The organism is Pararhizobium qamdonense (assembly GCF_029277445.1).
Taxonomy (GTDB): domain Bacteria; phylum Pseudomonadota; class Alphaproteobacteria; order Rhizobiales; family Rhizobiaceae; genus Pararhizobium; species Pararhizobium qamdonense.
The window spans coordinates 158,270-182,358 of record NZ_CP119566.1 but is presented as its reverse complement, the minus strand read 5'-3'; the positions used below and the strand labels follow the sequence as shown (position 1 = coordinate 182,358).

General features: G+C 60.7%; 25 protein-coding genes. 12 read left to right on the top strand and 13 right to left on the bottom strand.

Going from position 1 to position 24,089, the window contains the following annotated elements; translation table 11 throughout:
• Positions 1–78: 78 nt before the first annotated feature.
• The gene (locus PYR65_RS00970) at positions 79–657 is read left to right on the top strand and encodes a TetR/AcrR family transcriptional regulator (RefSeq protein ID WP_276119550.1); all 579 of its coding nucleotides are present in this window, start codon (positions 79–81) and stop codon (positions 655–657) included.
• Here PYR65_RS00970 and nth read toward each other — a convergent pair.
• Entirely contained in the window at positions 650–1,414 is a 765-nt protein-coding gene (nth, locus tag PYR65_RS00965) for an endonuclease III (protein ID WP_276119549.1), read from the bottom strand. The two genes, PYR65_RS00970 and nth, sit on opposite strands and share 8 nt — an antisense overlap.
• 22 nt (positions 1,415–1,436) lie before the next feature.
• Here nth and PYR65_RS00960 point away from each other — a divergent pair, with 22 nt between their 5' ends.
• Positions 1,437–1,934 (top strand): DUF2244 domain-containing protein, encoded by a 498-nt coding sequence (locus tag PYR65_RS00960; RefSeq protein WP_276119548.1) that lies wholly within the window; start codon positions 1,437–1,439, stop codon positions 1,932–1,934.
• 334 nt (positions 1,935–2,268) lie between these two features.
• Complete coding sequence (locus tag PYR65_RS00955) at positions 2,269–3,141, top strand: bifunctional helix-turn-helix domain-containing protein/methylated-DNA--[protein]-cysteine S-methyltransferase (protein ID WP_276119547.1); 873 nt, start codon at positions 2,269–2,271, stop codon at positions 3,139–3,141.
• Positions 3,142–3,191: 50 nt separating this feature from the next.
• Here the strand turns inward: PYR65_RS00955 and PYR65_RS00950 are convergent, their stop codons facing one another.
• From PYR65_RS00950 to mepA, 6 genes are all read right to left on the bottom strand, one after another.
• The gene (locus PYR65_RS00950; RefSeq protein WP_276119546.1) at positions 3,192–3,827 is read right to left on the bottom strand and encodes a 2,3-bisphosphoglycerate-dependent phosphoglycerate mutase; all 636 of its coding nucleotides are present in this window, start codon (positions 3,825–3,827) and stop codon (positions 3,192–3,194) included.
• A gap of 27 nt (positions 3,828–3,854) precedes the next feature.
• Positions 3,855–4,673, bottom strand: a complete 819-nt coding sequence (gene dapB, locus PYR65_RS00945) for a 4-hydroxy-tetrahydrodipicolinate reductase (RefSeq protein ID WP_276119545.1) — start codon at positions 4,671–4,673, stop codon at positions 3,855–3,857.
• Between the two features lie 14 nt (positions 4,674–4,687).
• Entirely contained in the window at positions 4,688–6,499 is a 1,812-nt protein-coding gene (locus tag PYR65_RS00940; RefSeq protein ID WP_276119544.1) for an ABC transporter ATP-binding protein, read from the bottom strand.
• Between the two features lie 101 nt (positions 6,500–6,600).
• Positions 6,601–7,626, bottom strand: a complete 1,026-nt coding sequence (locus PYR65_RS00935) for a glucokinase (RefSeq protein WP_276119543.1) — start codon at positions 7,624–7,626, stop codon at positions 6,601–6,603.
• A gap of 48 nt (positions 7,627–7,674) precedes the next feature.
• Positions 7,675–8,055, bottom strand: coding sequence for a methylglyoxal synthase (locus PYR65_RS00930; protein WP_276119542.1), 381 nt, complete (start codon positions 8,053–8,055; stop codon positions 7,675–7,677).
• A 130-nt stretch (positions 8,056–8,185) separates the two neighbouring features.
• A complete protein-coding gene (gene mepA / locus PYR65_RS00925) occupies positions 8,186–9,250 on the bottom strand; it encodes a penicillin-insensitive murein endopeptidase (protein WP_276119541.1) in 1,065 nt (354 codons plus the stop codon).
• A gap of 227 nt (positions 9,251–9,477) precedes the next feature.
• Here mepA and PYR65_RS00920 point away from each other — a divergent pair, with 227 nt between their 5' ends.
• The 7 genes from PYR65_RS00920 to PYR65_RS00890 all read left to right on the top strand — a co-directional run bounded on the left by PYR65_RS00920 (position 9,478) and on the right by PYR65_RS00890 (position 17,256).
• Positions 9,478–11,307, top strand: a complete 1,830-nt coding sequence (locus PYR65_RS00920; protein WP_407951262.1) for an extracellular solute-binding protein — start codon at positions 9,478–9,480, stop codon at positions 11,305–11,307.
• Positions 11,308–11,553: 246 nt separating this feature from the next.
• Positions 11,554–12,642 carry a microcin C ABC transporter permease YejB gene (locus tag PYR65_RS00915; RefSeq protein WP_060637859.1) on the top strand — a complete coding sequence of 363 codons (1,089 nt, stop codon included), beginning with the start codon at positions 11,554–11,556 and terminating at the stop codon, positions 12,640–12,642.
• Complete coding sequence (locus tag PYR65_RS00910; protein ID WP_276119540.1) at positions 12,642–13,796, top strand: ABC transporter permease; 1,155 nt, start codon at positions 12,642–12,644, stop codon at positions 13,794–13,796. The genes PYR65_RS00915 and PYR65_RS00910 overlap by 1 nt, the downstream gene beginning before the upstream one ends.
• Before the next feature lie 64 nt (positions 13,797–13,860).
• Positions 13,861–14,160, top strand: a complete 300-nt coding sequence (locus tag PYR65_RS00905; RefSeq protein WP_276119539.1) for a hypothetical protein — start codon at positions 13,861–13,863, stop codon at positions 14,158–14,160.
• Entirely contained in the window at positions 14,160–14,657 is a 498-nt protein-coding gene (locus PYR65_RS00900; RefSeq protein ID WP_276119538.1) for a type II toxin-antitoxin system VapC family toxin, read from the top strand. The genes PYR65_RS00905 and PYR65_RS00900 overlap by 1 nt, the downstream gene beginning before the upstream one ends.
• A complete protein-coding gene (locus PYR65_RS00895; RefSeq protein ID WP_276119537.1) occupies positions 14,657–16,285 on the top strand; it encodes an ABC transporter ATP-binding protein in 1,629 nt (542 codons plus the stop codon). The genes PYR65_RS00900 and PYR65_RS00895 overlap by 1 nt, the downstream gene beginning before the upstream one ends.
• A gap of 11 nt (positions 16,286–16,296) precedes the next feature.
• Positions 16,297–17,256 carry a 2-hydroxyacid dehydrogenase gene (locus PYR65_RS00890; RefSeq protein WP_276119536.1) on the top strand — a complete coding sequence of 320 codons (960 nt, stop codon included), beginning with the start codon at positions 16,297–16,299 and terminating at the stop codon, positions 17,254–17,256.
• Here the strand turns inward: PYR65_RS00890 and PYR65_RS00885 are convergent, their stop codons facing one another.
• The 5 genes from PYR65_RS00885 to PYR65_RS00865 form a co-directional block, all read right to left on the bottom strand.
• The gene (locus tag PYR65_RS00885) at positions 17,257–18,111 is read right to left on the bottom strand and encodes a C40 family peptidase (RefSeq protein WP_276119535.1); all 855 of its coding nucleotides are present in this window, start codon (positions 18,109–18,111) and stop codon (positions 17,257–17,259) included. It lies immediately after the preceding gene.
• A 6-nt stretch (positions 18,112–18,117) separates the two neighbouring features.
• Positions 18,118–18,468 (bottom strand): MarR family winged helix-turn-helix transcriptional regulator, encoded by a 351-nt coding sequence (locus tag PYR65_RS00880; protein WP_060637866.1) that lies wholly within the window; start codon positions 18,466–18,468, stop codon positions 18,118–18,120.
• 85 nt (positions 18,469–18,553) lie between these two features.
• Complete coding sequence (locus PYR65_RS00875; protein WP_276119534.1) at positions 18,554–19,144, bottom strand: NAD(P)H-dependent oxidoreductase; 591 nt, start codon at positions 19,142–19,144, stop codon at positions 18,554–18,556.
• A 1-nt stretch (position 19,145) separates the two neighbouring features.
• Complete coding sequence (gene xseA / locus PYR65_RS00870; RefSeq protein ID WP_276119533.1) at positions 19,146–20,732, bottom strand: exodeoxyribonuclease VII large subunit; 1,587 nt, start codon at positions 20,730–20,732, stop codon at positions 19,146–19,148.
• A 145-nt stretch (positions 20,733–20,877) separates the two neighbouring features.
• Complete coding sequence (locus tag PYR65_RS00865) at positions 20,878–21,864, bottom strand: Gfo/Idh/MocA family protein (protein WP_276119532.1); 987 nt, start codon at positions 21,862–21,864, stop codon at positions 20,878–20,880.
• Between the two features lie 173 nt (positions 21,865–22,037).
• Here PYR65_RS00865 and PYR65_RS00860 point away from each other — a divergent pair, with 173 nt between their 5' ends.
• On the top strand, positions 22,038–22,988 hold the full coding sequence (locus PYR65_RS00860; protein ID WP_276119531.1) for an aldo/keto reductase: 951 nt from the start codon (positions 22,038–22,040) through the stop codon (positions 22,986–22,988).
• 22 nt (positions 22,989–23,010) lie between these two features.
• Positions 23,011–23,454 carry a GNAT family N-acetyltransferase gene (locus tag PYR65_RS00855; RefSeq protein WP_276119530.1) on the top strand — a complete coding sequence of 148 codons (444 nt, stop codon included), beginning with the start codon at positions 23,011–23,013 and terminating at the stop codon, positions 23,452–23,454.
• Here PYR65_RS00855 and PYR65_RS00850 read toward each other — a convergent pair.
• Complete coding sequence (locus PYR65_RS00850; RefSeq protein WP_276119529.1) at positions 23,451–24,068, bottom strand: hypothetical protein; 618 nt, start codon at positions 24,066–24,068, stop codon at positions 23,451–23,453. The genes PYR65_RS00855 and PYR65_RS00850 overlap by 4 nt on opposite strands.
• Positions 24,069–24,089 lie beyond the last annotated feature (21 nt).

Genomic DNA, 24,089 nt, shown 5'->3' with positions numbered 1-24,089 from the left:
TTCCTCCGCGTGAAATTATCATACAGTCTGTATGTTTTTGTAATTAACATACATACAGATTGTATGTAAAGGTGGAAAATGCGCCGCACCAACAAGGAACGAACCGAAAGCATGCGGCTGATGCTGATGGCGGCGGCGCGGGCGCTGTTCGTCGCGAAAGGCTATGCCGAGACCGCAACCCCTGAGATCGCCAGCGCTGCCGGCGTCACGCGCGGCGCGCTCTATCATCACTTCGAGGATAAGAAGGCGCTGTTTGCAGCCGTCGTCGCAGAGGAGGCGCGGCAGGTCGGTGCGGGGATCGAGGCCGGATCACAAAACGCGTCCAACGCGCGAGACGCTTTGCTTGACGGCGCGCGCGGCTATTTCGATGCCATGGCAGTGCCCGGCCGTACGCGGCTTCTCCTGCTCGATGGCCCCGCCATCCTTGGACTTCGCAGCCTGCAGGATATCGATCAGGAACATGCTGAGGGGAGTTTGAAGGCGGGCCTGTCAGATCTTTTTGCTGCAAGCGGAAAAGACATGGCGTTGCTGGATGTCTTCGCCCAGCTCCTGTCCGCCGCCTTCGACCGTGCCGCTCTGGCCATCGAAGCGGGTGCGCAGCGCAAGGACTACGAAAGCGCTATCGCTGCCCTCATTGACGGGATCGCGGTCAAATGATCTGGGCCGGCAGTTCGACCAGCGGTGCCGGTATCTCGCTGGTCTTTTCGGCCGCCTTGCAGATGTCGGCAATCACGCAACGCTGGCATTCCGGTCTGCGGGCCTTGCAGCAATAGCGCCCGTGCAGGATCAGCCAATGATGCGCGTGATAGAGATAATGATCGGGAATGATCTGCATCAGCTTGTGTTCGACTTCGTCCGGGGTCTTGCCCGGTGCCAGACAGAGCCGGTTGGCGATGCGGAAAATATGCGTATCGACCGCCATGGTCGACTGCCCGAAGGCCATCGATAGCACCACATTGGCGGTCTTGCGGCCAACGCCGGGCAGGGTAGTCAGTTCGTCTCGAGTGCGCGGGACTTCGCCGCCGTATTCGGCGATCAGCTTTTCGCTGAGCGCAATGACATTCTTCGCCTTGTTGCGGTAAAGCCCGATCGTCCGGATATAGTCGCGAACCTGGTCTTCTCCGAGCGCCACCATTTTTTCCGGCGTGTCGGCAATGGCAAAAAGCGCCCGCGTCGCCTTGTTGACGCCCGCGTCCGTCGCCTGTGCCGATAGCGCCACCGCAACGACCAGCGTGAACGGATTGACATGTTCCAGCTCGCCCTTCGGCTCGGGCCGCTGGATCGAGAAGCGGCGGAAAATCTCCTCGATTTCCGCCTGGCTATAGGCTGTCTTCGGCTTTGACCTGGCGCGGCCGGTTGTCGCGGGTTTCGCTTTCGCAGGTTTGAGCGCGGATTTTGGCTTCACGTTTTTCATGATGCATCTATAGTCATTCGCCATGAACGATGGCAACGCCGAGATATCGAACGAGGACCAGCCGGTTTTTGCAGCCGAGCTGACGCCCTATCGTTCGCTGGGGATCAAGGGCTTCAAGGTTTTCCTGCTGATCGCAGCGCTGATGAGCCTGGTCCATATTTTCGTGTTCGTCGTGATCGGCGCCTGGCCGATCGTTTTCTTCTTCGGGCTGGATTTCCTGCTGCTGTTTGGCGCTTTCTGGCTGAATTATCGCTCCGCCCGTGCCCGCGAAGAAATCCGCGTGTCCCGCACTGATGTCTGCGTGCGCAAATTCAACCCGGCCGGCCGCATGATCGAACACCGGTTCAACCCCTTCTGGACACGGTTCAACATTGCCCGCCACCAGGAGATCGGCATCGTCTCCATGCAGCTCAGCGACCGGCAGCGCAGCACCGATATCGGCTCCTTCCTCAACCGCGACGACCGCGAAACGTTCGCCACCGCCTTTTCCGGCGCCTTGGCTACCGTGAAACGGCGTTAGAGCGCTTCATCTTTAAACGGAAGCATTCTGCCGGAAGGAATTTCGGCCAGGACCAAGGCGGCTGGCGAAGAGCGCAGCAGAAGCTGCGGTCGAGACGGCCGCCGCCGGTAATGGCCGAAATTCATCCGGCCCTCCGGGTTGGCTGAAAACGGCCGTCCACTGTGTCGGATGGCTGGCCCGATGGATCGGCATCGCTCTGCGCCATCCTTCGTGTGGAACGGCCGTTTTGAGCCAACAGAATTGCTTCCGTTTAAAGATGAAGCGCTCTCGGACAAGAATCGGGTGGCGATACCCTGTTGGGAATGATTATCTCTGGCACCAAGGAGATAGAACCATGGATATCAAAACCTCGAAGCCCACCGATATCACGCCGCAAGGCAGCGATTATGAGATCGTCAGCCGCGTCGTCGAACTGCTGACCGAGAATTATCGCGATCAGCCGTCTCTCGACGCCATTGCCAGCGATCTCGGCCAGTCGCCGACGCAGCTGCAAAAGACGTTTACCCGCTGGGCCGGGCTCTCTCCCAAGGCGTTCCTGCAGGCCGTAACCCTCGATCATGCCAAGCGCCTGCTGCGCCAGGAGGAATTGCCGCTTCTGGAAACCAGCTTCGAGCTTGGCCTCTCCGGCCCAAGCCGCCTGCATGATCTCTTTGTCACCCACGAGGCGATGTCGCCGGGCGAATGGAAGTTGCGCGGTGGCGGCTTGACCATTCGCTACGGGTTTCACCCATGCCCGTTCGGCGTGGCGCTGGTGATGGTCACCGATCGCGGATTGGCGGGCCTTGCCTTCAACGATGCCGGCGACGAGAAGGCGAGTTTCGAGGATATGGCGAGCCGCTGGCCGAATGCCAGGTTCATCGAGGATAGCGCAGCGACCGCAGGCTATGCCGCCCGTATTTTCGACGCGAAGGAATGGAGCGCCGAAGAGCCTTTGCGTGTCGTCCTGATCGGCTCCGATTTTCAGATCCGCGTCTGGGAATCGCTCTTGAAAATTCCCATGGGCAAGGCCGTCACCTATTCCGACATCGCCTGCGATATCGGACAGCCCACAGCCTCACGCGCCGTCGGCGCTGCCGTCGGCCGCAATCCGATCTCGTTCGTCGTCCCCTGTCACCGGGCGCTCGGCAAGAGCGGCGCCTTGACCGGCTACCACTGGGGCCTCACCCGCAAGCGGGCGATGCTCGGCTGGGAAGCGGGCAAGCTCTGACAAAAAAAGGGCGGTTTGCGCCGCCCTTTGGAAGCAATCAATTCCGGCGCTCAATGTGCGCCGGACATGTCGCCCAGGACTTCCTTGGAAGCGACGGTGGAATCGGCCTTCAGCTTGTAGACCATCGGCACGCCGGTCGCGAGGTTGACCGAGAGGATCTGTTCGCGGTCGAGCCGGTCGAGAACCATCAGCAGCGAGCGCAACGAATTGCCGTGGGCGGCAACGAGCACCTTTTCGCCCGCCAGCACGCGCGGCAGGATGTCGGTCATGTAATAGGGCCAGACGCGGGCGCCGGTGTCCTTCAGGCTTTCGCCGCCCGGCGGCGGTACGTCATAGGAACGGCGCCAGATATGCACCTGTTCTTCGCCCCACTTGGCGCGGGCATCGTCCTTGTTGAGGCCGGAGAGATCGCCGTAGTCGCGCTCGTTCAGGGCCTGGTCCTTGATGGTTTTAAGATCGGGCTGGCCGAGATTGTCGAGGATGAGCTTCAACGTATGCTGCGCGCGCGTCAGAACCGAGGTGAAGGCGACATCGAACTTGATGCCGTAATCGGCCAGCGCCTTGCCACCGGCATTGGCTTCCTCGATGCCGAGCGGCGTCAGGTCAGGGTCCTTCCAGCCGGTAAACAGGTTCTTCAGGTTCCAGTCACTTTGGCCGTGACGCACAAGGACGAGGGTGCCGCTCATGGAAATTCCTCCGGGGAGTTTTAGGGATCAGGACAGCCCGAGCACGTCGAGCATGGAATAGAAGCCGGGTTTCTGGTCGCGTGCCCAGAGTGCGGCGGTAACCGCGCCACGGGCAAAGATCGCCCGGTCGGTGGCGGAATGGGACAGCGTCACCTGCTCGCCTTCGCCGGCGAGGATGACGGAATGTTCGCCGATGACCGAGCCGCCGCGCAATGTGGCAAAGCCGATGGTCCCGGCAACACGCGCCCCGGTATGGCCGTCGCGCACCCGAACGGAATGGTCGGCTAGGCCAATCTGGCGCCCCTTGGCAGCCGCTTCGCCCAGCAGCAAGGCCGTTCCCGAGGGTGCATCCACCTTGTGCTTGTGGTGCATTTCGAGGATCTCGATATCCCAGTTTTCCGGCGCAAGCGCGCGTGCCGCCTGCTCCGTCAAGACGCCGAGCAGGTTGACGCCGAGGCTCATATTGCCGGATTTGACGATCCTTGCATGCCGCCCGGCCGCCTTGAATTTTTCCTCGTCATCCGCAGAGCAGCCGGTTGTGCCGATCACGTGGACGATGCGCGCCTGCGCGGCAAGCCCGGCAAAATCCACCGAGGATGCCGGCGCGGTAAAGTCGAGCACGCCTTCTGCCTCGACAAACGCCTCGAGCGGCTCGCCGGTGATAACGACGCCGGTCGGTCCAAGGCCTGCGATTTCGCCGGCGTCCCGGCCGATGAAGGCGGAGCCCGGCCGTTCGACGGCGGCAAACAGGGTGGCACCCGGCATGGCGTGGATGGTGCGGATCAGGGTCTGGCCCATCCGTCCTGCGGCTCCGACCACCACCAGCTTCATGTCTGTCCCGCTCATGCCCGTCTCATTCCTCAGATCAGTGTTTCGGCGTCCGCCACCGGTTGCGCAGTCGATGTGCCCTGCAAGTTGTGCAGGCGAGCGTAAAGGCCGTCGCTGCGCTGCGCAAGCGCCTCATGCGTGCCTTCTTCCGCCACGATCCCATCCTTCATGACGATGATCTTGTCCGCATTGACGACGGTCGAGAGGCGGTGTGCGATGACAACCACGGTGCGCCCGCTCATGGCGTGGTCGAGCGCCTTCTGCACGGCGGCTTCTGATTCGGTATCGAGCGCCGATGTGGCCTCGTCAAGAAGCAGGATCGGCGCATTGCGCACCAGCGCGCGGGCGATCGAAAGCCGCTGGCGCTGGCCGCCGGACAGGGTCACGCCGTTCTCGCCCACGGGCGTATCGTATCCGCGCGGCTGCGTGCGGATGAAGTCATGCGCATAGGCGAGTTTCGCGGCTTCCTCGACTTCCGCATCCGTGGCCGTGGGGCGGCCATAGCGGATATTGTCGCGGATCGAGCCTTCAAACAGATAAGGCTGCTGCGAAACATAGGCGAGCCCATTGCGCAGCGATTGCTTGGTGACATGGGCGATATCCTGCCCGTCGATCAGGATATCGCCGCCGGAAGGATCGTAAAAACGCGGAATGAGGCTGATGACGGTGGATTTCCCGGCGCCGGATGGCCCGACCAGCGCCGTTGTCTTGCCGCCTTCGGCAATGAAGCTGACACCCTTGAGGATGTCGTCGCCCTCATTATAGGAGAAACGCACGTTCCGGAACTCGATCTTGGCGGCTGTGATCTGCAAGGGCAGAGCATCCGGCAGGTCCCGCTGATGCGGCACCATATCGAGGATTTCGTAGATCATCCGGGCGTTGACGACGGCGCGCTCCAGCGAAACCTGCAGCCGCGCCAGGCGCCTGGCCGGGTCATAGGCCATTAACAGCGCAGTCACGAAGGCAAAGAAGGCACCCGGCTGGATGCCATCATAGATCGACCGGAAGGCGGCATAGGCCAAAACGCTGGCGATCGCAAAACCCGCAAAGGTTTCCGTCATCGGCGCGGTACGCTCGCTGAGGCGGGCAATGCGGTTGGCGCGGTTTTCCGCCCGGTCGATGATCGTCTCGACCTTGGTCCGCAGCTGCTCTTCCATCGTGAACGCCTTGACGATGGTGATGCCCTGGATGGTTTCCTGCATGGCGCCAAGCACATGGCTGTTGATCTCGACGGATTCGCGGGTTGCCAGCCGCAGCCGCCGCGAAATGTAGCGAAGTCCGATCAGGAGTGGCGGGGCGACGACGAAAACGATCAGCGTCAGCAGCCAGTCCTTGCTGATCATCACGCCGATCAACGCCACCAATGTCAGGAAGTCGCGCGCAAGCGACGTCACCGTCATGTTCAGCACGTCGCGGATACCAGACACGTTCTGGCTGATCTGAGCGGAAATCCGCGCCGAGCGGGTATCGCTGAAATAGCCGACGCTGAGCGCCATCAGGTGCGAATAGAGGCGGCGCTGGTAGCTGGCGACGATATTGTTGCCGATCTTCGAGAGCGCCACGGCCTGGCCATAGGTGGCAAAGCCGCGCAGGACGAAGGCGAGAAAGATGGCTCCGCAGATGTAAAGAACGATGTCGGCACGCTTGTTGGCAAAGGCTTCGTTGACGACCGATTCCATGATCCAGGCGGTAAAGGCGGTGGTTCCCGCAACAAGGACGAGGCAGGCGACGGCAATGGTGTAGCCACGCAGATGCGCACGCCCGTTTTCGGCGATCACGCGCTTGAGAACGCTGGTAATGGTCTCGCGATCGACTGCAGGGAGCTTTGTCTTGGCTTGCTTCAAGCTGGTTTCCTTAAAACCCGGCGCGCTCTGAGGCGCCTTATTTCACCGGGCTCTATAGTACCTTGATCCCTGTTTGGCGAGTCTGAGCCGCTGTCGCGGCTTCAAGTTCTCCAGCGCCGTCCCTCCGTTGCAACACCAAAGCGCGATGGCGTGCGCGCATAGGCGGCAAGGCCGGAAAGTGCTGCGGTCGGATGGGTGACCACGAAAGTCGGAATGGTCTTGAGCAGCGCCGAATGCGGCGCCTTGTCTTCAAAGGCCTGCCGGAACTCCGGTTTCTTCAGCGCAGGCAGGATCTTTTGCGAAATGCCGCCGGCCAGAAAAACGCCGCCGCGCGCCATGAAGATCATCGCCATATCGCCGGCAACGCGGCCGAGATAGGTGGAAAACAAGGAAACTGTCTCGACAGCCAGTCCGTCAGTGCCGGCCAGTGCATGGGTGGTCACATCAGCCGGATCGGCAAGCGCCGGGTCGCGGCCCTCTGATTCGCAGACGGCGCGGTAGATGTTCATGATGCCACGGCCGCACAGCAGCTGCTCAGCGGAAATCCGTCCTTCGATCGGCTCGAGAAAGGGCCAGATCTGGTAATCGCGCTCGCTGCGCGGACCGACATCCACATGGCCGCCTTCGCCGGGAACCGGAAACCAGGTGTGCTGCGCATGCACAAGTCCCGCAACGCCAAGGCCGGTCCCAGGGCCCAGCACGGCGCAGGAGGCGGAGTCGAGGATGGAGCCGGGGCCGATCTGTTCGCGGCCCTCCTCGCCGATCGCGGCGATCGCCAGCGCTTGCGCCTCGAAATCGTTGATGATGATGACATCTTCCAGCGACAAGGCCGTCAGCATGTCCCTCGGCTTGATTACCCAGCCGGCATTGGTCAGCGGAATATCGTCGCCCTTGACCGGGCCTGCCACCGCGATGATCGCCGATCGCGGCTGCACGGATGTCCTGTCGAGAATGCTGGTCTGCAGCGCTTCCTCGATGCTGGCATAGCTGGTCGTCGGAATGATTGGAAACAGCTTCGGCTCGGCAAAGGCGTCGATCAGCAGCGCAAACCGGGCATTGGTTCCGCCGATATCGCCGATCAGGATTGGAAAGGTGAGGCCGCTATCGGTATCTGGGAGCGTGGGCATGAAGGGTTCCGTTATGATCGTGCGGACTGAAGGTCGATGAGAGCTGTATCAGGGATGGTTGAAGTCGATCAACTGTTCTGCGGTCGCCCGGTTCAGCGCCATCGGAATATCGTAGACGGTGGCAAGCCGCATCAGCGCCTTCACATCGACATCGTGCGGCATGGCCGTCAGCGGATCGACGAAGAAGATCAGCATCTGCACATCGCCGGTGGCGATCATCGCGCCGATCTGCTGGTCGCCGCCCAGCGGACCACTCTTCAGCCGGATCACGTTGAGGCTGGGGCAGGCCTCCTGCACCCGGCCTCCGGTGGTGCCGGTGGCAACGATTTTCCAGGCGGCGAAAACCGCCTCATTGGCCTGCGCGAACGCCGCCATGTCGTCCTTCTTCTGATCGTGCGCAATCAGCGCCACGCATTTCTGGCTGGCCATCACAGATCTCCCGGCATCAAGCCGACCGCAGAAAGTCTCGACTTAAATCGATTTGATTTTCTGTACAGCACAGTTTGCCGCTTGAAAAGCGCCGAACGTGGCGGCGCCCAAGCTCTCTGGAGGCCAGAACTTACTGCAGTGCAGGACGGGCCAGCGGAATTGGAACGCCCGTATCCGGAAGCTCGTTGCTGCCTGCATGGATAGCCTGCCGGATTGCGGCTTCGCTGGACGCCGGCTGCGGCGCCACATAGGCGTTCCCAAACGTGGCCGACTGTTCGGAGGCCGCAGGTGCTGAAAGCAGCGCCGTGCAGGCTTTCGGCAAATCCGAAAGGGTGGTGAAGCGCGGCTTTACCGGCTTTGCGTTCGGATCTTTCTTCGGCGTGGCCCAGGGCTCCTTGGTAAACCACCAGGCGAGCGACTTGTCGCAGCCGTCGCCGCTGGCAACCGGCGCCTGCGCCTTGCAGTTCGGCGTGCTCGGCGGGCAGAACATGCGGATGTGGAAATGCTCGTCATGGCCATAGACCGGGCGCACCTTGCCAAGCAGGTCGCGGTCGCCGGTCCAGGTCTCGCAGAGTTTCTTCTTGATCGCCGGATTGACGAAAACGCGCTCCACCTGCGGATAGCTCGCCGCCTGCATCACCAATCTCGCATGGGTCGGCGTCCAGCGGGCAGCGTTCACGGTCAGGAACTTGCTCTTGTCGAGCATCGACGTAAACGGCATGTCTTCGCGCGCCTGGGTGGACAGAGGCTGCGCGGGTTTGGGCGTAAACCAGATGTCGGCATCGAGCCCGATCTGGTGGGAGGCGTGCCCGGTGATCATTGGCCCGCCGCGCGGCTGCGAAATGTCGCCGATCAGGATGCCGGATCCCCATCCAAGTTGCACCGCATCCTGGGAAAACCGTTCCAGAAGCTGGATCATCGCCGGATTGCCCCAGCGGCGGTTTCGCGACAGGCGCATCGCCTGCCATGTCGGCCCGTCGGTCGGGATCGCCACGGCGCCGGCCATGCAGCCCTTGGCATAAAAGCCGATCGGGTTCGGTGCGGCCTCGCTCGGAAGCTGCACCTTGCCAAAGATCTGCTTGGCAGGTGTATCGTCAGCCGAAGCGGCCGTGTCCGCGACGAGGCTGAGGCCCGTCAACGCCATCAGCGTGATCGATGCCATCCGCCGGAAATAAGCCGTCTTCGTCGCTGCCATCTGCCGCCCGTTTCCCAATCAATCCATGGTGTTCCGCGTCCGGACGTGCCCATCCGCGATTCGCCCGGCCAATACTGACACGCCGTCTTTGTGTCAGACTTACGCACACACGCAACCGTGACCCAAAAAAAAGGCCCGATTTGAGGCAGCTTCTGTCAATTGCCCGGATTTTGCCTATTCTGTCGTCCAGGTAGCGGAAAAATGAAAAACGGAAGAGGCGAATTGGCATGAATTTCAGACGCGCACTGGCTTTGGCGGCAACCCTATTCCTGGCAACCGGACCAGTGATGGCGCAGGAACCGGTCTGGCACGGCGGCGTCACCACGATCGGCGAGTTGAAATACAAGGACGGCTTTACCCGCTTCGATTACGTCAATCCGGATGCGCCGAAGGGCGGCGAACTGAAACTCTCCGCAATCGGAACCTATGACACATTCAACCCGATCCTTTCCAAGGGCGAGGCGCCGGCAGGTGTCGCTTCACTGGTTTTCGATACACTGTTGAAGTCTGCCGAAGACGAAGTCACCGCCTCCTATGGGCTTCTCGCGGAAAGCGTCTCCTACCCCGACGACTTTTCCTCCGCCACCTTTAGGCTGCGCCCCGAAGCAAAATGGGCGGACGGGCAGCCGGTAACGCCCGAAGACGTCATCTTCTCCTTCGATATGTCGAAAGAGCATAACCCGCTCCTCTCCAACTATTACCGCCATGTGGTCTCGGCTGAAAAAACCGGCGAGCGCGACATCACCTTCCGCTTCGACGAAAAGAACAACCGCGAGCTTCCCAACATTCTCGGCCAGTTTCCGATCGTGCCGAAGCATTGGTGGGAAGGCCAGGATGCCAAGGGCAACAAGCGCGATATCAGCCGTACCACGCTGGAACCGGTCATGGGTTCGGGACCCTACAAGATCGCTTCCTTCCAGGCGGGAGGCTCGATCCGCTTCGAATTGCGTGACGACTACTGGGGTAAGAACGTCAACGTCAATGTTGGCCAGAACAATTTCGGCACGATTACCTACACTTTCTTTGGTGACAGAACGATCGAGTTCGAGGGTGTGCGTGCCGGCGATGTCGATTATTACCAGGATAATAGCGCCAGCCATTGGGCAACGTTCTATGACTTCCCTGCCGCCAAAGATGGCCGTGTGATTCGCGCGGAGATCGAGAACCCGCTGCGTGCCACCGGCATCATGCAGGCTTTCGTGCCGAACCTGCGCCGGGACAAATTCAAGGATCAAAAGGTGCGCGAAGCGTTGAACTACGCCTTCGATTTCCAGGACTTGAACCGCACGCTTGCCTATAGTGCTTTCCAGCGCATCGACAGTTACTTCTGGAATACCGAGCTTGCCTCTTCCGGGCTTCCCGAGGGGCGCGAAAAGGAAATCCTGGAAGCGCTGAAGGACAAGATTCCCGCCGACGTCTTCACCACGCCCTACACGAACCCCGTCAACGGCGATCCGCAAAAGGTGCGCGGAAACCTGCGCACCGCACTCGCGCTGTTCAAGGAGGCCGGTTACGAGCTGAAGGGAAGCCAACTGGTCAACACGAAGACCGGTGAGCCGTTCCGGTTCGAGATTCTTCTGTCCAATCCATCCTTCGAGCGAACGGTTTCGCCCTTCGTCAACAGCGTGAAGAAAATCGGCATTGATGCGCGCATGCGCACCGTGGACGCTTCGCAATATACCAACCGCGTCCGCAGCTTCGATTATGACATGATCTACGGCATCTGGGGGCAATCGCTGGTGCCGGGCAACGAGCAGAGTGACTATTGGGGCTCGGCCTCGGTCAATCAGCAGGGTTCGCGGAACTATGCAGGCATTGCCGATCCGGCAATCGACGAGCTCATCCGCAAGATCATCTTCGCGCCCAACCGGGAGGAACTGGTGGCGACCACGAGAGCGCTCGACCGCGTCCTCCTTTCCCATCATTATGTCGTACCGCTGTTCTATTCCAAGGCGCAACGCATCGCCTATTGGAACCACCTGAGCCATCCGGCGGAATTGCCCTATTACGGCTTGGGCTTTCCCGATGTCTGGTGGTCGAAAAACGCTGAGAAATGAGCTGGGGGTTGCGCCGGAAGGCCGGCTGGGTTCCATATAGCCATGACGAATCACCCCCGCCGCATGCCGGCGGGGCATGCCGGTCCGCAAGCGATGCGCGGCGGCAAAACGGGAAGGGTTGGGCTTGACCGACTGGAGATCCACGCGGCGTGCGAGAGCGCTTCCAGCAACAGGGCGGAGCGGTTTTGCATCCGCATGTGCACCGGTATCAAAAGCCCGGCGGCACGCCCCGGCGGGTAGCTGCTGATGGGTGCCTATATCCTGCGGCGTCTTTTCCTGATGATTCCGACGATCGTCGGGATCATGGCGATTTCCTTTGCCGTCATTCAGTTTGCGCCTGGCGGACCTGTCGAGCAGGTGATTTCCGATCTGACCGGCCAGAACCAGGGCGACCGGCTGTCGGGAAGCAGCGGCGATCTCGGCGGCCAGTCGATGGGCGACGATTCCTCCGGGCGCTACCGTGGCGCGCAAGGGCTCGATCCGGAATTCATCAAGAAGCTGGAAAAGCAGTTCGGCTTCGACAAGCCGCCGCTGCAGCGATTCGGCGAGATGATGTGGAACTATATCCGCTTCGATTTCGGTGAGAGCTTCTTCCGCAACACCTCGGTGATCGACCTGATCCTCGAGAAGATGCCGGTATCGATCTCGCTCGGCCTTTGGATCCTGTTGTTTTCCTACGCAATTTCTATTCCGCTTGGCATCAAGAAAGCCATGTCCGACGGGTCCACATTCGATGTCTGGACATCCGGCATCATCATTGTCGGCTATGCGGTTCCAGGCTTCCTGTTCGGGATCCTTTTGATCGTGCTGTTTGCCGGCGGCTCATTCTTTGATTGGTTCCCGCTGCGCGGCATCGTCTCGGATAATTTCGCGCAGCTGAACTGGTGGCAGAAGATCCTCGACTACTTCTGGCATATGACGCTGCCGCTGATCACGCTGCTGATGTCGGCCTTCGCCACGACGACGCTGCTGACCAAGAATTCCTTCATCGACGAAATCAAGAAGCAATACGTTACGACTGCGCGGGCCAAGGGGCTGACCGAGCGCCAGGTGCTTTACGGCCACGTCTTCCGCAATGCCATGCTGATCATCATCGCCGGTTTCCCCGGCGCGTTCATCACCGCCTTTTTCACCGGCTCGCTGCTGACGGAATATATCTTCTCGCTCGATGGGCTCGGGCGTCTGGGCTATGACGCCATCGTCAAGCGCGATTATCCGATCGTCTTTGCAACACTGTACATCTTCTCGCTGATGGGCCTGTTCGTCAGCCTGCTGTCGGATCTCGTCTATACCTGGGTCGATCCGCGCATCGATTTCGACAGGAGGGATGTGTGATGGCTGCCGATATCGTCTCTTCCGATCCAACGCTTATAACCGGCCGCACCGGCCGCCTGTCGCCGGTCAATCGCCGCCGCTGGGACAATTTCAAGGCCAACCGCCGCGGCTTCTGGTCGTTCTGGATCTTTCTTGTCCTGTTCGGCCTCAGCCTCGGTGCCGAATTCATCGCCAATGACCGCCCGGTGCTGGTGTCCTACAAGGGTGAATTGCTGGTCCCGGCTTTGGTGCAATATCCGGAGGAAAAATTCCTCGGCGACATGGGGTTCCTGGCGATCACCGACTATGGCGCGCCGGAAATCTCCGACGAGATCAAGGCAAACGGCTGGATGATCTGGCCGCCGATCCGCTATTCCTACCAGACGGCCAATTCCTATATTCCGCATTCGGCGCCCACCCGGCCCTTTTGGCTGATGGACAAGGCCGAGCGCTGCTCCGGCTATCCGCAGGGCGAGAACGATCCCGGCTGCACGCTCGGCAATCTCAATTGGCTGGGCACAGATGACCAGGCGCGTGACGTTGCCGCGCGGATGATCTACGGCTTCCGCATTTCAGTCCTCTTCGGCCTGTGCCTGACCATCGCCTCCGCTGTCGTTGGCGTTACGGCCGGAGCTGTTCAAGGCTATTTCGGCGGCTGGACCGATCTTCTTTTGCAGCGCTTCATCGAGATCTGGTCGTCGATGCCCGTGCTTTACATCCTCTTGATCATCGCGGCGATCCTGCCGCCCGGCTTCTTCATCCTGCTCGGCATCATGCTGCTGTTCTCCTGGGTCGGCTTTGTCGGCATCGTCCGGGCCGAGTTCCTGCGCGCCCGGAATTTCGAATATGTGCGCGCCGCCCGCGCACTCGGCGTCAACAACCGGACGATCATGTTCCGCCACCTTCTGCCCAATGCCATGGTGGCAACGCTGACCTTCCTGCCGTTCATTCTTTCCGGCTCGATCACGACGCTCACATCGCTCGATTTCCTCGGCTTCGGCATGCCGCCGGGCTCGGCCTCGCTCGGCGAACTGATCAGTCAGGGCAAGTCCAACCTGCAGGCCCCCTGGCTCGGCCTCACCGCCTTCGTCGTGATGTCGGTGATGCTGTCGCTGCTGATCTTCATCGGCGAAGCCGCCCGCGATGCCTTTGACCCGAGGAAGACGTTCCGGTGAACATCTCGCAACTTGCCACCATTCAAGCTATCGTGAGTTTCACCGTATCATGGGGATGGCGCGCATGAACAAGCTGATGTTTGAACATTATCCCGCATCGAAACTTCCTGCTGATCTTCGGGAAGGGCTGGACAAGGGCGCAACGGTCCGCATCGTGATTGAAGAAGAACCAAAGCAAGCTCAGACACAGAAGGCGGGCAGTTTTCCTGGGTTCCAGAAGCTTCCGTCCATCGTGCGGCAACCCTTGAGCATTGAAGATACGCTTGCTGCTATCAAACGCATAAAGGCGCAAGACAGACCATCGGTCAGTTCCGAAGAAGCCGTGGCCCGCGTTCGGGTTTTGCGAGATGAGTGGGACGATTGATGCATGATATCAGCAGAATTTATCTCGATACGAATATCTTTATCGTGGCTTTCGAGCGTCGGGATGAACTCAGTGATCGTTTGGCTCAACTGTTCTCCACGCGTCAGTCTTCGCAGACAAGGTTTGTTACGAGCGAGCTTACACTTTCCGAGCTTTTGGTCGTCCCGTATCGGGATAATGACGACAGTTTGATCGATACATATGAAAGCTTGATCCTGACCAACAGCTGGCTCGAAGTCGTCCCCGTTGCACAACCGACACTTCGTTATGCGGCAGTCTTGCGATCGCAATATCGAAGCCTGAAATTGCCCGATGCCATTCATCTCAGTACAGCCATTGGCACAAACTGCTCGCATATATTGACCGAAGATCGCGGAATAAACGGGGAATATAGGCTGCAGCATCCGCGATATGGAATTGTGACCGACGCCCCCTCGCTCCAAACCATCCGGCTGGACGACGCGACCCTAACCTCTCTCCTGAAAAGCCTGACCTGATGACAGACACACTCCTTTCCGTGCGCAATCTCTCGGTCGCCTTTCACCAGGGCGGCAAGACATCGACGGCGGTGGACGGCGTTTCCTTTGATATCAAGCGTGGCGAAGTGGTGGCGCTGGTGGGCGAATCCGGCTCGGGAAAATCTGTCTCGGCCAATTCGATCCTGAAACTTCTGCCCTATCCGGCTGCGAGCCATCCGAGCGGCGAAATCCTGTTCAACGGCAAGGACCTGATGACGGCGTCTGATGCGGAACTGCGCCAGGTGCGCGGCAACGACATCACAATGATCTTCCAGGAGCCGATGACCTCGCTCAATCCGCTGCATTCGATCGAGCGGCAGATTGCCGAAATTCTCGATCTGCACCAGGGCATCACCGGTGCCGCCGCGCGTGCCCGCGTGCTCGAACTGCTCAATCAGGTGGGTATCCGCGAGCCGGAAAAGCGTCTTGCCGCCTATCCGCATGAATTGTCCGGCGGCCAGCGCCAGCGGGTGATGATCGCCATGGCGCTCGCCAACCGGCCGGAACTCCTGATCGCCGACGAACCGACGACGGCGCTCGACGTGACCGTACAGGCGCAGATTCTCGAGCTGTTGAAGACGCTCAAGGACGATCATGGCATGTCGATGCTGTTCATCACCCATGACCTCGGCATTGTGAGAAAGATCGCCGACCGGGTCTGCGTCATGACCAAGGGCAAGATCGTCGAAACCGGCCCGACAGCCGAAATTTTCGCCAATCCGCAGCACGCCTATACCCGTCACCTTCTGGCCTCCGAGCCCAAGGGCGTGCCGCCGGTTTCCGATACGTCGAAGCCGGTGGTGATGCAGGCGGAAGATATGAAAGTGTGGTTTCCGATCAAGGCAGGCTTCCTGCGCAAGGTCGTCGATCATGTGAAGGCAGTCGATGGCATCGACCTGACCCTGCGCGCCGGACAGACGCTGGGCGTCGTGGGCGAATCCGGTTCCGGCAAGACGACGCTTGGACTGGCGCTGACGCGGCTCATTTCGTCCAAAGGCCGCATTTCCTTCATTGGCAATGAGATAGCCGGCTATTCGTTCACGCAGATGCGCCCGTTGCGCAATCGCATGCAGATCGTTTTCCAGGATCCCTTCGGCTCTCTCAGCCCGCGCATGGCCGTCAGCGATATCATCGCCGAGGGTCTCAAAGTGCATGAGCCGGGCCTGTCGGAAAAGCAGCGCGATGCGCGCGTGGCCGGCGCGCTCGAAGAAGTCGGCCTCGATGCCTCGACCCGCTGGCGCTATCCGCACGAATTCTCGGGTGGCCAGCGCCAGCGCATCGCCATCGCCCGCGCCATGGTGCTGAAGCCGCAATTCGTCATGCTCGACGAGCCGACCTCGGCTCTGGACATGAGCGTGCAGGCGCAGGTGGTCGATCTCCTGCGCGATCTGCAGGCGAAGCATTCGCTCGCCTATCTCTTCATCAGCCATGACCTGAAAGTCGTACGCGCCCTTGCCAATGACATGATCGTCATGCGGCTGGGCAAGGTCGTCGAGCAGGGACCGTCCGAACGCATCTTCACGGCGCCGCAGGAAGATTATACCAAGGCGCTGATGGCCGCCGCCTTCAATATGGAAGCGGTCGATCTGCCCGCCGTCCGCCAATAGAGACTGTTTTCATGCCTGCCAAAAGCCCTGTCATCATCGACCTGAAGTTCATTCCGCGCGAAGTGGAAGACGGCCTGAAAGGGGCGTTTCCCGGACGGGAGGTCATCAATCTCGCCGATTCCGCCCATAAGGGCCGTGATCTCTCCGGCATCGATTATGCTGTCGTCTGGAAATCGGACCCGGACCTGTTTTCCCGCGCGCCGGATTTGAAAGTGGTGTTTTCAGGAGGTGCCGGCGTGGATCATGTCCTGACGCTTCCTGACTTACCGGATGTGCCCCTGGTGCGCTTCGTCGATCGCAGCCTGACGACGCGGATGAGCGAATGGGTGGTCATGAACTGTCTCATGCACTTGCGCCAGCACCGTGCCTATGAGGCGCGGGCAAAGGCGCATGTCTGGGAAGACCTGAGCCAGCCGGAAGCGGCCGATGTGACCGTCGGCGTCATGGGGCTCGGCGTTCTCGGCCAGGATGCCATCCGCAAGCTCAGTGTGATGGGCTTCCGGACGATCGGCTGGTCGCGCTCGAAAAAGACGATCGATGGTGTCGAGACATTCTCCGGTGGCGAACTGGAAGCGTTTCTGGGCAGGACCGATTTTCTTGTCAGCCTCTTGCCATTGACGGCGGAGACGCAAAGCCTCCTCAACGCCGACCTGATTGCAAAGCTCAGCCGCAACGGCCCCTTCGGTGCCCCGGTCCTGATCAATGGCGGGCGCGGTGGCAGCCAGGTGAGCGCCGATATCATCACGGCGCTGCAATCCGGCGCGCTCGGCGGTGCTTCACTTGATGTGTTCGAAGAGGAGCCGTTGGACAGCGGCAGCCCGTTCTGGGATATGGACAATGTCTATGTCACGCCGCATGTGGCAGCGTCTTCAGATGTCAAGGCGCTGTTTGTCCATGCCGAACAGCAGATGGACCGTTTTGAAAACGGTTTGCCGCTGGAACATCTGGTGGATCGCAAAGCCGGCTATTGATCAGGGCCGGCGGAAACCGGTCGGTTTGTTGTAGAGCCAGCCGATCCGTTGGATCGATTCCTCCAGCCCCTCGTGCGAAACGCTCATCGTGTGGCCATTGGCGTGCAGCAGCGTCTTTTCGTCTTCCATGATCGCCACATGTCCCTTCCAGAACACCAGGTCGCCGCGGTTCAGTTCGCTGCGGTCGATCTGCGTGCCGAGCCCGCTCGCCTGCATATCGGTATCGCGCGGCACGCTGCGGCCGGTCATCATCATCGAGAGCTGCACGAGGCCTGAGCAGTCGATGCCGAAGCCCGAGCGCCCGCCCCAAAGATAGGGGGTTTCGAGAAACCGCTCGGCAATGGCGACATAGTCGCCGGAAAGCGGCTGGCCAACTTCGGCGCAGTGATTGGCAATCACCGCCTGTCCGCCTTCCATGAGGAAATAGCGCGTGCCACGCGTTTCGCGCTCGTCGATCACGGCGATACGGTTGCCCATGGACAGCGCCTGCACGGTCGGGAATTTGAGGTCCGGACCGGAATAGATGAAGGTGCGCGGTGCGGTGACGATATGGGTCAGGCTGCGCACGACGGGGGACACCGCATAATCGGGGGTATAGCCGACATAATCGTCGAAATCCGCCTTCACCCAGGCCCAGCCCGCGCCGGTATCAAGGACGCGCACGGTTTCGCCGAGCAGAAGTTCGGTATCCGTGCCGCATTCCAGTTCGGGACGTGCCCGCATCTGGACGACGGGCACGCAGATGATCCCCGCACTGCCGCTGACATAATTGGTCGCCTCGACGACGCCGCGCAGGCGTTCTTCGGCTAGGTCGGTGCGATAGGCGTTCAGCCGGCGGTCTGGAAGATCAAGCATGGGGTCTTAGATAGACAGTTTGCGTCCCTGATCAATGATCAGGTCGCCAAGTTTTTCAAGATAAAGCGCACCATCGACCGTGCGCTTGATGATCACATTGCGTCTGTCGCGCTCGTCGCGGCTGCGGGTGACGAGCCCCAGATCGCCCATCGTATCCAGCGCGCGGGTAATGACCGGCTTGGTCACGCCGAGAATTCCAGCGAGACCACGTACCGTATGCGGCGGCGGAACGAGGTAGATGTGCAGGAGAATGGAAATCTGCCGGAGCGTCAGGTCGCGGTTATCGACCCGAACCTGTTGCAGCGAGACACTGTGCCAGAGGTTCAAAGCCTGCGAAGCTGTCAATTCCACCGGCATAGGACGTCCCTGGTTGCATCAGCCCCCATTTTAGCGATGAGACCGTTACGGAAGCGTTTCTTCTTGAGGGCATGTGACAAGGCCCTTAGATCCGTGCGATGACCTTTTCGATCCTTTGCAGATGCGCGGCGCGTTTCGCCGGTGTTGCCCGGTCCATGTCGTGCATCGAGATCATCCGGAATTTGACATCCTTGGCGCAGAAAGCCGCGATCCCGCGTTTCAAAAGGCGGCGCACCGGGTTACCCATGTAGAGCTTGACGATCCACCAGGGCGATCCCGTCGTCGTGAATGCCCAGAACAGCTTGATATTCGTCAACCGTGGAAGGATGCGGCCGCCGGATTGCTCGTGGTCGAAGGCAACGCCCGGCGCAAACACCCGGTCGAAAAAGCCCTTCAGGATTGCCGGAAAGTTGAACCACCATTGCGGAAAGACCAGGATCAGCCCATCGGCAGCGCGCAGTCGCGCAACGACGCCATCCACCGCCGTGGTGTCATAGGGCGCGTCGAAATAGCCACGCCGTTCGTCTTCCAGCAGACGCGGATCGAAACCTTCCTTGTAGAGATCGAGCAGATCGACGCTATGGCCGCCCTTCTCCAATGCCGCCTTAGCGGTGGCAGCAATGCCTGCGGCAAAGCTGTCACTCAGCGGATGGGCGAGAACGAGGAGAATATGCATCCTAGAACAGGCTGCCCTGTTTCGGCGGCGCTGCGGCTGGCGGCTTTTCGGCGCGTTTCTTTGCCGGCTGTGGTGGTGCGCTGCCCTCGGTCGTTACGGCGTTGATCGAGCCATCGGCAAACTCGATGGCGATCGTCTGATTGAGAGACAGGGCGGCAGCACCCTTCACCGGCGCTCCCATCTCGTCGCGCACCAGTGCATAGCCGCGCTTCAGCACGTTGCGGTAGGACAAGGATTGCAGGATGCGGTCATGTGCCGTGACAGCGCTGCGCCGGCGGCGCAGGTCGGCCAGAAGCGCGCTGCCGGCCCGGCCGGAAAGACCGCTCAGGCGATCCTGCGACCGGTGAATCTGGCTCAGCAAACGGCCAGGCAGGGTGCGCAAGGCGGCATCGGCCGAGGATATCCGCGAGACGGAGCGTTGCAGCAGGCGCTCGATGATGCGCTCGGCGCGGATCATCCGCTCTCCGAGTTTCTGGCGTCGCTCACTGATCCGGGTCGAGAGCATGTCGGGTCGCAGATGCGCGGCGGTCCGCTCGAAGCTGCGTCTTTTGTTGGCGGTGTTCATCTGCAGCCCGCGGCCGAGCCCCGCAGAGGCCTCGTCGAAGCGGCGGCGCGGTAGAGCCAGCAATTGATCGAGCGAGGGCAGCGCCCGTGTCAGTGCCCGCACGCTCTGGCGGCGATTGTCCATCTGCCGCCCGACAGCCGATTTCAGGCGGGCCGACAGCGCCGAAACGGTGGCTTCCAGATCGGCCTTCACCGGCACGGCCATTTCCGCAGCGCCCGTTGGCGTCGGCGCGCGCTGGTCGCTGGCATAATCGATCAGCGTCCAGTCGGTCTCGTGGCCGACGGCCGAAATCAGCGGTATCTGCGAATTCGCCGCCGCCCGCACCACCGCTTCGTCGTTGAAGCTCCAGAGATCCTCCAGGCTGCCGCCGCCGCGCGCAACGATCAAAAGGTCGGGCCGCGCGATCGGGCCGCCGCTGGCAAAGGCATTGAAACCCTCGATCGCCGCCGCCACCTCGTTGCCCGACCCTTCGCCCTGCACGCGGACCGGCCAGACGATGACATGGACGGGAAAACGGTCGGAGATGCGGTGCAGAATATCGCGGATGACCGCGCCGGTGGGCGAAGTAATAACACCGATGACCTTTGGCATGTAGGGCAGCGGCCGCTTGCGCGCGGCATCGAACAATCCTTCGGCGCCGAGCTTGCGCTTGCGCTCCTCGATCAGCGCCATCAGCGCGCCGGCCCCTGCCGGTTCCAGCGTTTCGATGACGATCTGGTATTTGGAGGAGCCGGGGAACGTCGTCACCTTGCCGGTGGCGATCACCTCCATGCCCTCTTCGGGCCGGAACTTCAGCCGGCTCATCGTGCCCTTCCAGATGACAGCGTCGATGCGCGCCTTGTCGTCCTTCAGGGCAAAATAGGCGTGGCCCGAGGAATGCGGGCCGCGATAGCCGGAAATCTCGCCGCGTACCCGCACCTGGTCAAAGGCCTGCTCGACCGTGCGCTTGATGGAGCCGGACAGTTCGGAGACCGAATACTCGGCGAGATTGGAGGGCGAATCGGATTCGAAGAACGAGCTCATCCGCTTATTTTGCCGCGCCTGGTGTGAGATAGCCAGCCTTGCGCCTTCTGCTCAACAGACCTTTGCGCATGGCGGTGTTCCACATCTGTCTTGGAGTGCACGAAACCCGCCGGGCTGTCACCGGCAGGTTTCCGTTGGAGGCGGATCAGACCGGTTCCCAGCCATCCTTCTCGCTCGCCCGGTAGATGGCGTCGATCAGTTTCTGATTGTTGACAGAGCTTTCCAGCGTCACGATTTCCTGGCTTTCGCCCTTCGCAGCGCGCGAAAAGGCTTCGGCCTCCAGCTTGTACTGGCGCGCATCCTGGAAGCGGAAAAGCTGGGATTGCGAATGGTTCTGGTTGGTGAGTTCCAGTTCCTCGGCGCCGTAACGGTCGGCGTTGAACGGGGATTTTACCTCGATGAACCCCTTGTCGCCATGGAACACCATGACCTGGCGGGCGGCCAACTGGGTCGAGATATAGAAGCTCAGTTCGAAATCGCCGAAATCGGCCCGCACGCTCGAAAAGATATCGGTGCCGAATTCCAGATCGCGATCCGTGTTCGCCTGCACCCGCAGCGGTTCCTTGCCGGTGACGAAACGGGTGGAGATCGTCGGATAGACGCCGATATCCGGTAATCCGCCGCCACCAAGCTCGGGCTTGTTGCGCATATTGCCGGCGTCGCGATTGTAATAGGTGAAGGCGCCCTGCACATGCTTGAGCGTGCCGATCGCGCCTTCCTCAAGTAGCGAGCGCACCTTGTGCCAGACGGGGCTGTAGGTGACCATGAAGGCTTCGGAAATCAGAACCTTGTTGCGATCGCGCGCCTCGATCACGGCGTCGATTTCCGATGCCTTGAGCGCCATCGGCTTTTCGCACAGCACATGCTTTCCGGCATTGGCGGCCTTGATGGTCCATTCGATATGCTGCGAGGTCGGCAGCGGAATATAGACGGCGTCGATCACATCGGATGCGAGCATCTCTTCATAGGAGCCGAAGGCGTGCGGCACCGAGAAGCGGTCGGCCATCTCGCGGGCCCTGGAAAGATCGCGGCTGGAAATCGCCGTCACGACGCAGTTTTCAGCGTCCTGAATAGCGGGAACAACGAGTTCGCGGCCGATCTTGGCCGTCGACAGAATACCGAAACGCAACATGGTGTGTCCTCTCCGTTTTGGCGGCACAGTATCTGCGAGGTACGTGCCTATCAAGCTGTCCACGCGGGAATAAAATCGCCGCCTGGCATGTAAAAGCGCTGTACCCCGCCTATGTCCTTGGTGCAGACTTCACGCCTCCCAAGCGATGACCCCAAACAATCTGGAGCGACCTCATGCAAAAGCGAACCCTTGGCCGCACCGGCCTGCCGATCGCGCCGCTGGTTTTCGGCGGCAATGTCTTTGGCTGGACCGCCGATGAAAAAACGTCCTTCCAGTTGCTCGACACCTTTTTCGAGGCGGGCTTCAATGCCATTGACACAGCCGATGTCTATTCCTCTTGGGTTCCCGGCAATACGGGCGGCGAATCTGAAGTGATCATCGGCAAATGGCTGAAGCAGTCCGGCCGCGCCCGGGACGAGGCGGTCATTATCACCAAGGTCGGATCGGAATTGGGGCCGGGGAAGAAAGGCCTGTCAGCCACGTGGATCACGCAGGCGGTCGAGGATTCGCTCCGGCGCCTGCAGACCGATCATATCGATGTCTATCTCTCCCATTGGCCGGATGACGAGACACCGTACGAGGAAACGCTGGGCGCCTATGACAAGCTCCTGCAGCAGGGCAAGATCCGCCATGCCGGCGCCTCCAATCTGAATGCCGGGCAGTTACGCGCAGCGCTCGATGTTTCGGCCAATCAAAACCTGCCGCGCTACGATGTGCTGCAGCCGGAATACAATCTCTATGACCGGGCTTCCTTCGACGGGCCGCTGCGCAATCTCTGCATCGCCGAGGAGATCGGCGTCATCAGCTATTTCGGCCTGGCGCGTGGCTTCCTGTCGGGCAAATACCGCTCGCACAAGGATCTGGAGGGCTCGGAGCGCGGCAGTGGCGTCGGTAAATATCTCGACGGACGCGGCATGCGCATCTTGGGCGCACTCGACGAAGTGGCCGCCGATACCGGCAATACGCAGGCGGAAATTGCCCTCGCCTGGATCATGGCGCGCAAGGGCGTGACCGCGCCCATCGCCAGCGCCACCAGCCTGAAACAGCTGGAAAGCCTGGTGAAATCAGCCTCCATCACTCTTTCGGACGAAGCCATCCGGCTGCTCAACGAAGCCAGCGAATAAACGCAACGGGAGGGGGCGGACAATGGCGATAGAAATACGCGACGCAGCACCAGGTGACGAAGCCGATTGGCGCAGGCTCTGGGCAGGCTATGTCGCCTTCTACCGGGTTGCCGTGTCGCAGGACGTGACGTCCACCACCTGGGCGCGGATCATCGATCCGGCAACGCCTTTGTTCATGCGGGTGGCGGTCCTGGATGGCCAGGTGGTCGGCTTCGCCATCTGCCTCGTGCATGAGGCGACCTGGGTGAAGGAGCCGGTCTGCTATCTGGAGGATCTGTTCCTGGATGAAGCGGCACGCGGACAAGGAATCGGCAAAGCACTGCTCGATGACCTCGTCACCAAGGCGAGATCCAACGGCTGGGCGCGTCTGTATTGGCATACCGACGAGGGCAACGAGACGGCGCGCAAACTCTATGATCAGTATGTCGAGGCTGATGGCCATGTGCGCTACCGGATGAGCTTTTAAGCTTTGAGCTTCGGGAAGCCCGCGTAGAATGCGGAATGATCGCCGGAATGGTTGTCCATGCCCGCCTTGGTCAGAAGCCCGGCCGGCGTGACATAGCTGCGGATGCGCCGGACGGGGCGTTCATGCCACTGAATGTTGAAGGCCCACAGTTTCGGGAAGAAGCAGAGCGAGGCGTAGGGCAGGTGGTCATGGATCCACCAGGCGAGCGGCTGCCAGCCATCAATTTCCGCGCGCCGGTCCCAGACCGAGGGTACGACGATGCAGGCCGTCGCCCCCATGCAGCCATCGGCATCGCGCATATCCCAGATATGGTCGGCAGCCGTCGCGGCATTGGTCGAGCAGTTGAGCTTGTTTCGGTTGCCGAATGCGTTGACCGAACGAGACCGGTAGCCGGAGCGGATATGCAGCCGCCCGAATGTCCGCTGCAGCGGTTCCAGCAGCTCCTCGCAGAGTTTTGTTCCAGCGGCGATCGCCAGATCCGGATCGTCGGGAATATTCGGCATGCCGTGGAAATCGGCGATTTCCGAATGCAGGAAGTCGCGCAGGAAGAAATTCTCAGACAGCCGCGCCCGTCCCAGATCCTCCAGTGCTTTCATCGATCCCGGCTTTTTCATCCGTTGCTCCTCGGTTTTAGC

Bases quoted from the DNA above. Each gene is read 5' to 3' on its own strand.
- PYR65_RS00970 (WP_276119550.1), top strand. From the start codon at position 79: ATGCGCCGCACCAACAAGGAACGAACCGAAAGCATGCGGCTGATGCTG.
- nth (WP_276119549.1), bottom strand. From the start codon at position 1,414: ATGAAAAACGTGAAGCCAAAATCCGCGCTCAAACCTGCGAAAGCGAAA.
- PYR65_RS00960 (WP_276119548.1), top strand. From the start codon at position 1,437: ATGAACGATGGCAACGCCGAGATATCGAACGAGGACCAGCCGGTTTTT.
- PYR65_RS00955 (WP_276119547.1), top strand. From the start codon at position 2,269: ATGGATATCAAAACCTCGAAGCCCACCGATATCACGCCGCAAGGCAGC.
- PYR65_RS00950 (WP_276119546.1), bottom strand. From the start codon at position 3,827: ATGAGCGGCACCCTCGTCCTTGTGCGTCACGGCCAAAGTGACTGGAAC.
- dapB (WP_276119545.1), bottom strand. From the start codon at position 4,673: ATGAGCGGGACAGACATGAAGCTGGTGGTGGTCGGAGCCGCAGGACGG.
- PYR65_RS00935 (WP_276119543.1), bottom strand. From the start codon at position 7,626: ATGCCCACGCTCCCAGATACCGATAGCGGCCTCACCTTTCCAATCCTG.
- PYR65_RS00930 (WP_276119542.1), bottom strand. From the start codon at position 8,055: ATGGCCAGCCAGAAATGCGTGGCGCTGATTGCGCACGATCAGAAGAAG.
- mepA (WP_276119541.1), bottom strand. From the start codon at position 9,250: ATGGCAGCGACGAAGACGGCTTATTTCCGGCGGATGGCATCGATCACG.
- PYR65_RS00920 (WP_407951262.1), top strand. From the start codon at position 9,478: ATGAATTTCAGACGCGCACTGGCTTTGGCGGCAACCCTATTCCTGGCA.
- PYR65_RS00915 (WP_060637859.1), top strand. From the start codon at position 11,554: ATGGGTGCCTATATCCTGCGGCGTCTTTTCCTGATGATTCCGACGATC.
- PYR65_RS00910 (WP_276119540.1), top strand. From the start codon at position 12,642: ATGGCTGCCGATATCGTCTCTTCCGATCCAACGCTTATAACCGGCCGC.
- PYR65_RS00905 (WP_276119539.1), top strand. From the start codon at position 13,861: ATGAACAAGCTGATGTTTGAACATTATCCCGCATCGAAACTTCCTGCT.
- PYR65_RS00900 (WP_276119538.1), top strand. From the start codon at position 14,160: ATGCATGATATCAGCAGAATTTATCTCGATACGAATATCTTTATCGTG.
- PYR65_RS00895 (WP_276119537.1), top strand. From the start codon at position 14,657: ATGACAGACACACTCCTTTCCGTGCGCAATCTCTCGGTCGCCTTTCAC.
- PYR65_RS00890 (WP_276119536.1), top strand. From the start codon at position 16,297: ATGCCTGCCAAAAGCCCTGTCATCATCGACCTGAAGTTCATTCCGCGC.
- PYR65_RS00885 (WP_276119535.1), bottom strand. From the start codon at position 18,111: ATGCTTGATCTTCCAGACCGCCGGCTGAACGCCTATCGCACCGACCTA.
- PYR65_RS00880 (WP_060637866.1), bottom strand. From the start codon at position 18,468: ATGCCGGTGGAATTGACAGCTTCGCAGGCTTTGAACCTCTGGCACAGT.
- PYR65_RS00875 (WP_276119534.1), bottom strand. From the start codon at position 19,144: ATGCATATTCTCCTCGTTCTCGCCCATCCGCTGAGTGACAGCTTTGCC.
- xseA (WP_276119533.1), bottom strand. From the start codon at position 20,732: ATGAGCTCGTTCTTCGAATCCGATTCGCCCTCCAATCTCGCCGAGTAT.
- PYR65_RS00865 (WP_276119532.1), bottom strand. From the start codon at position 21,864: ATGTTGCGTTTCGGTATTCTGTCGACGGCCAAGATCGGCCGCGAACTC.
- PYR65_RS00860 (WP_276119531.1), top strand. From the start codon at position 22,038: ATGCAAAAGCGAACCCTTGGCCGCACCGGCCTGCCGATCGCGCCGCTG.
- PYR65_RS00855 (WP_276119530.1), top strand. From the start codon at position 23,011: ATGGCGATAGAAATACGCGACGCAGCACCAGGTGACGAAGCCGATTGG.
- PYR65_RS00850 (WP_276119529.1), bottom strand. From the start codon at position 24,068: ATGAAAAAGCCGGGATCGATGAAAGCACTGGAGGATCTGGGACGGGCG.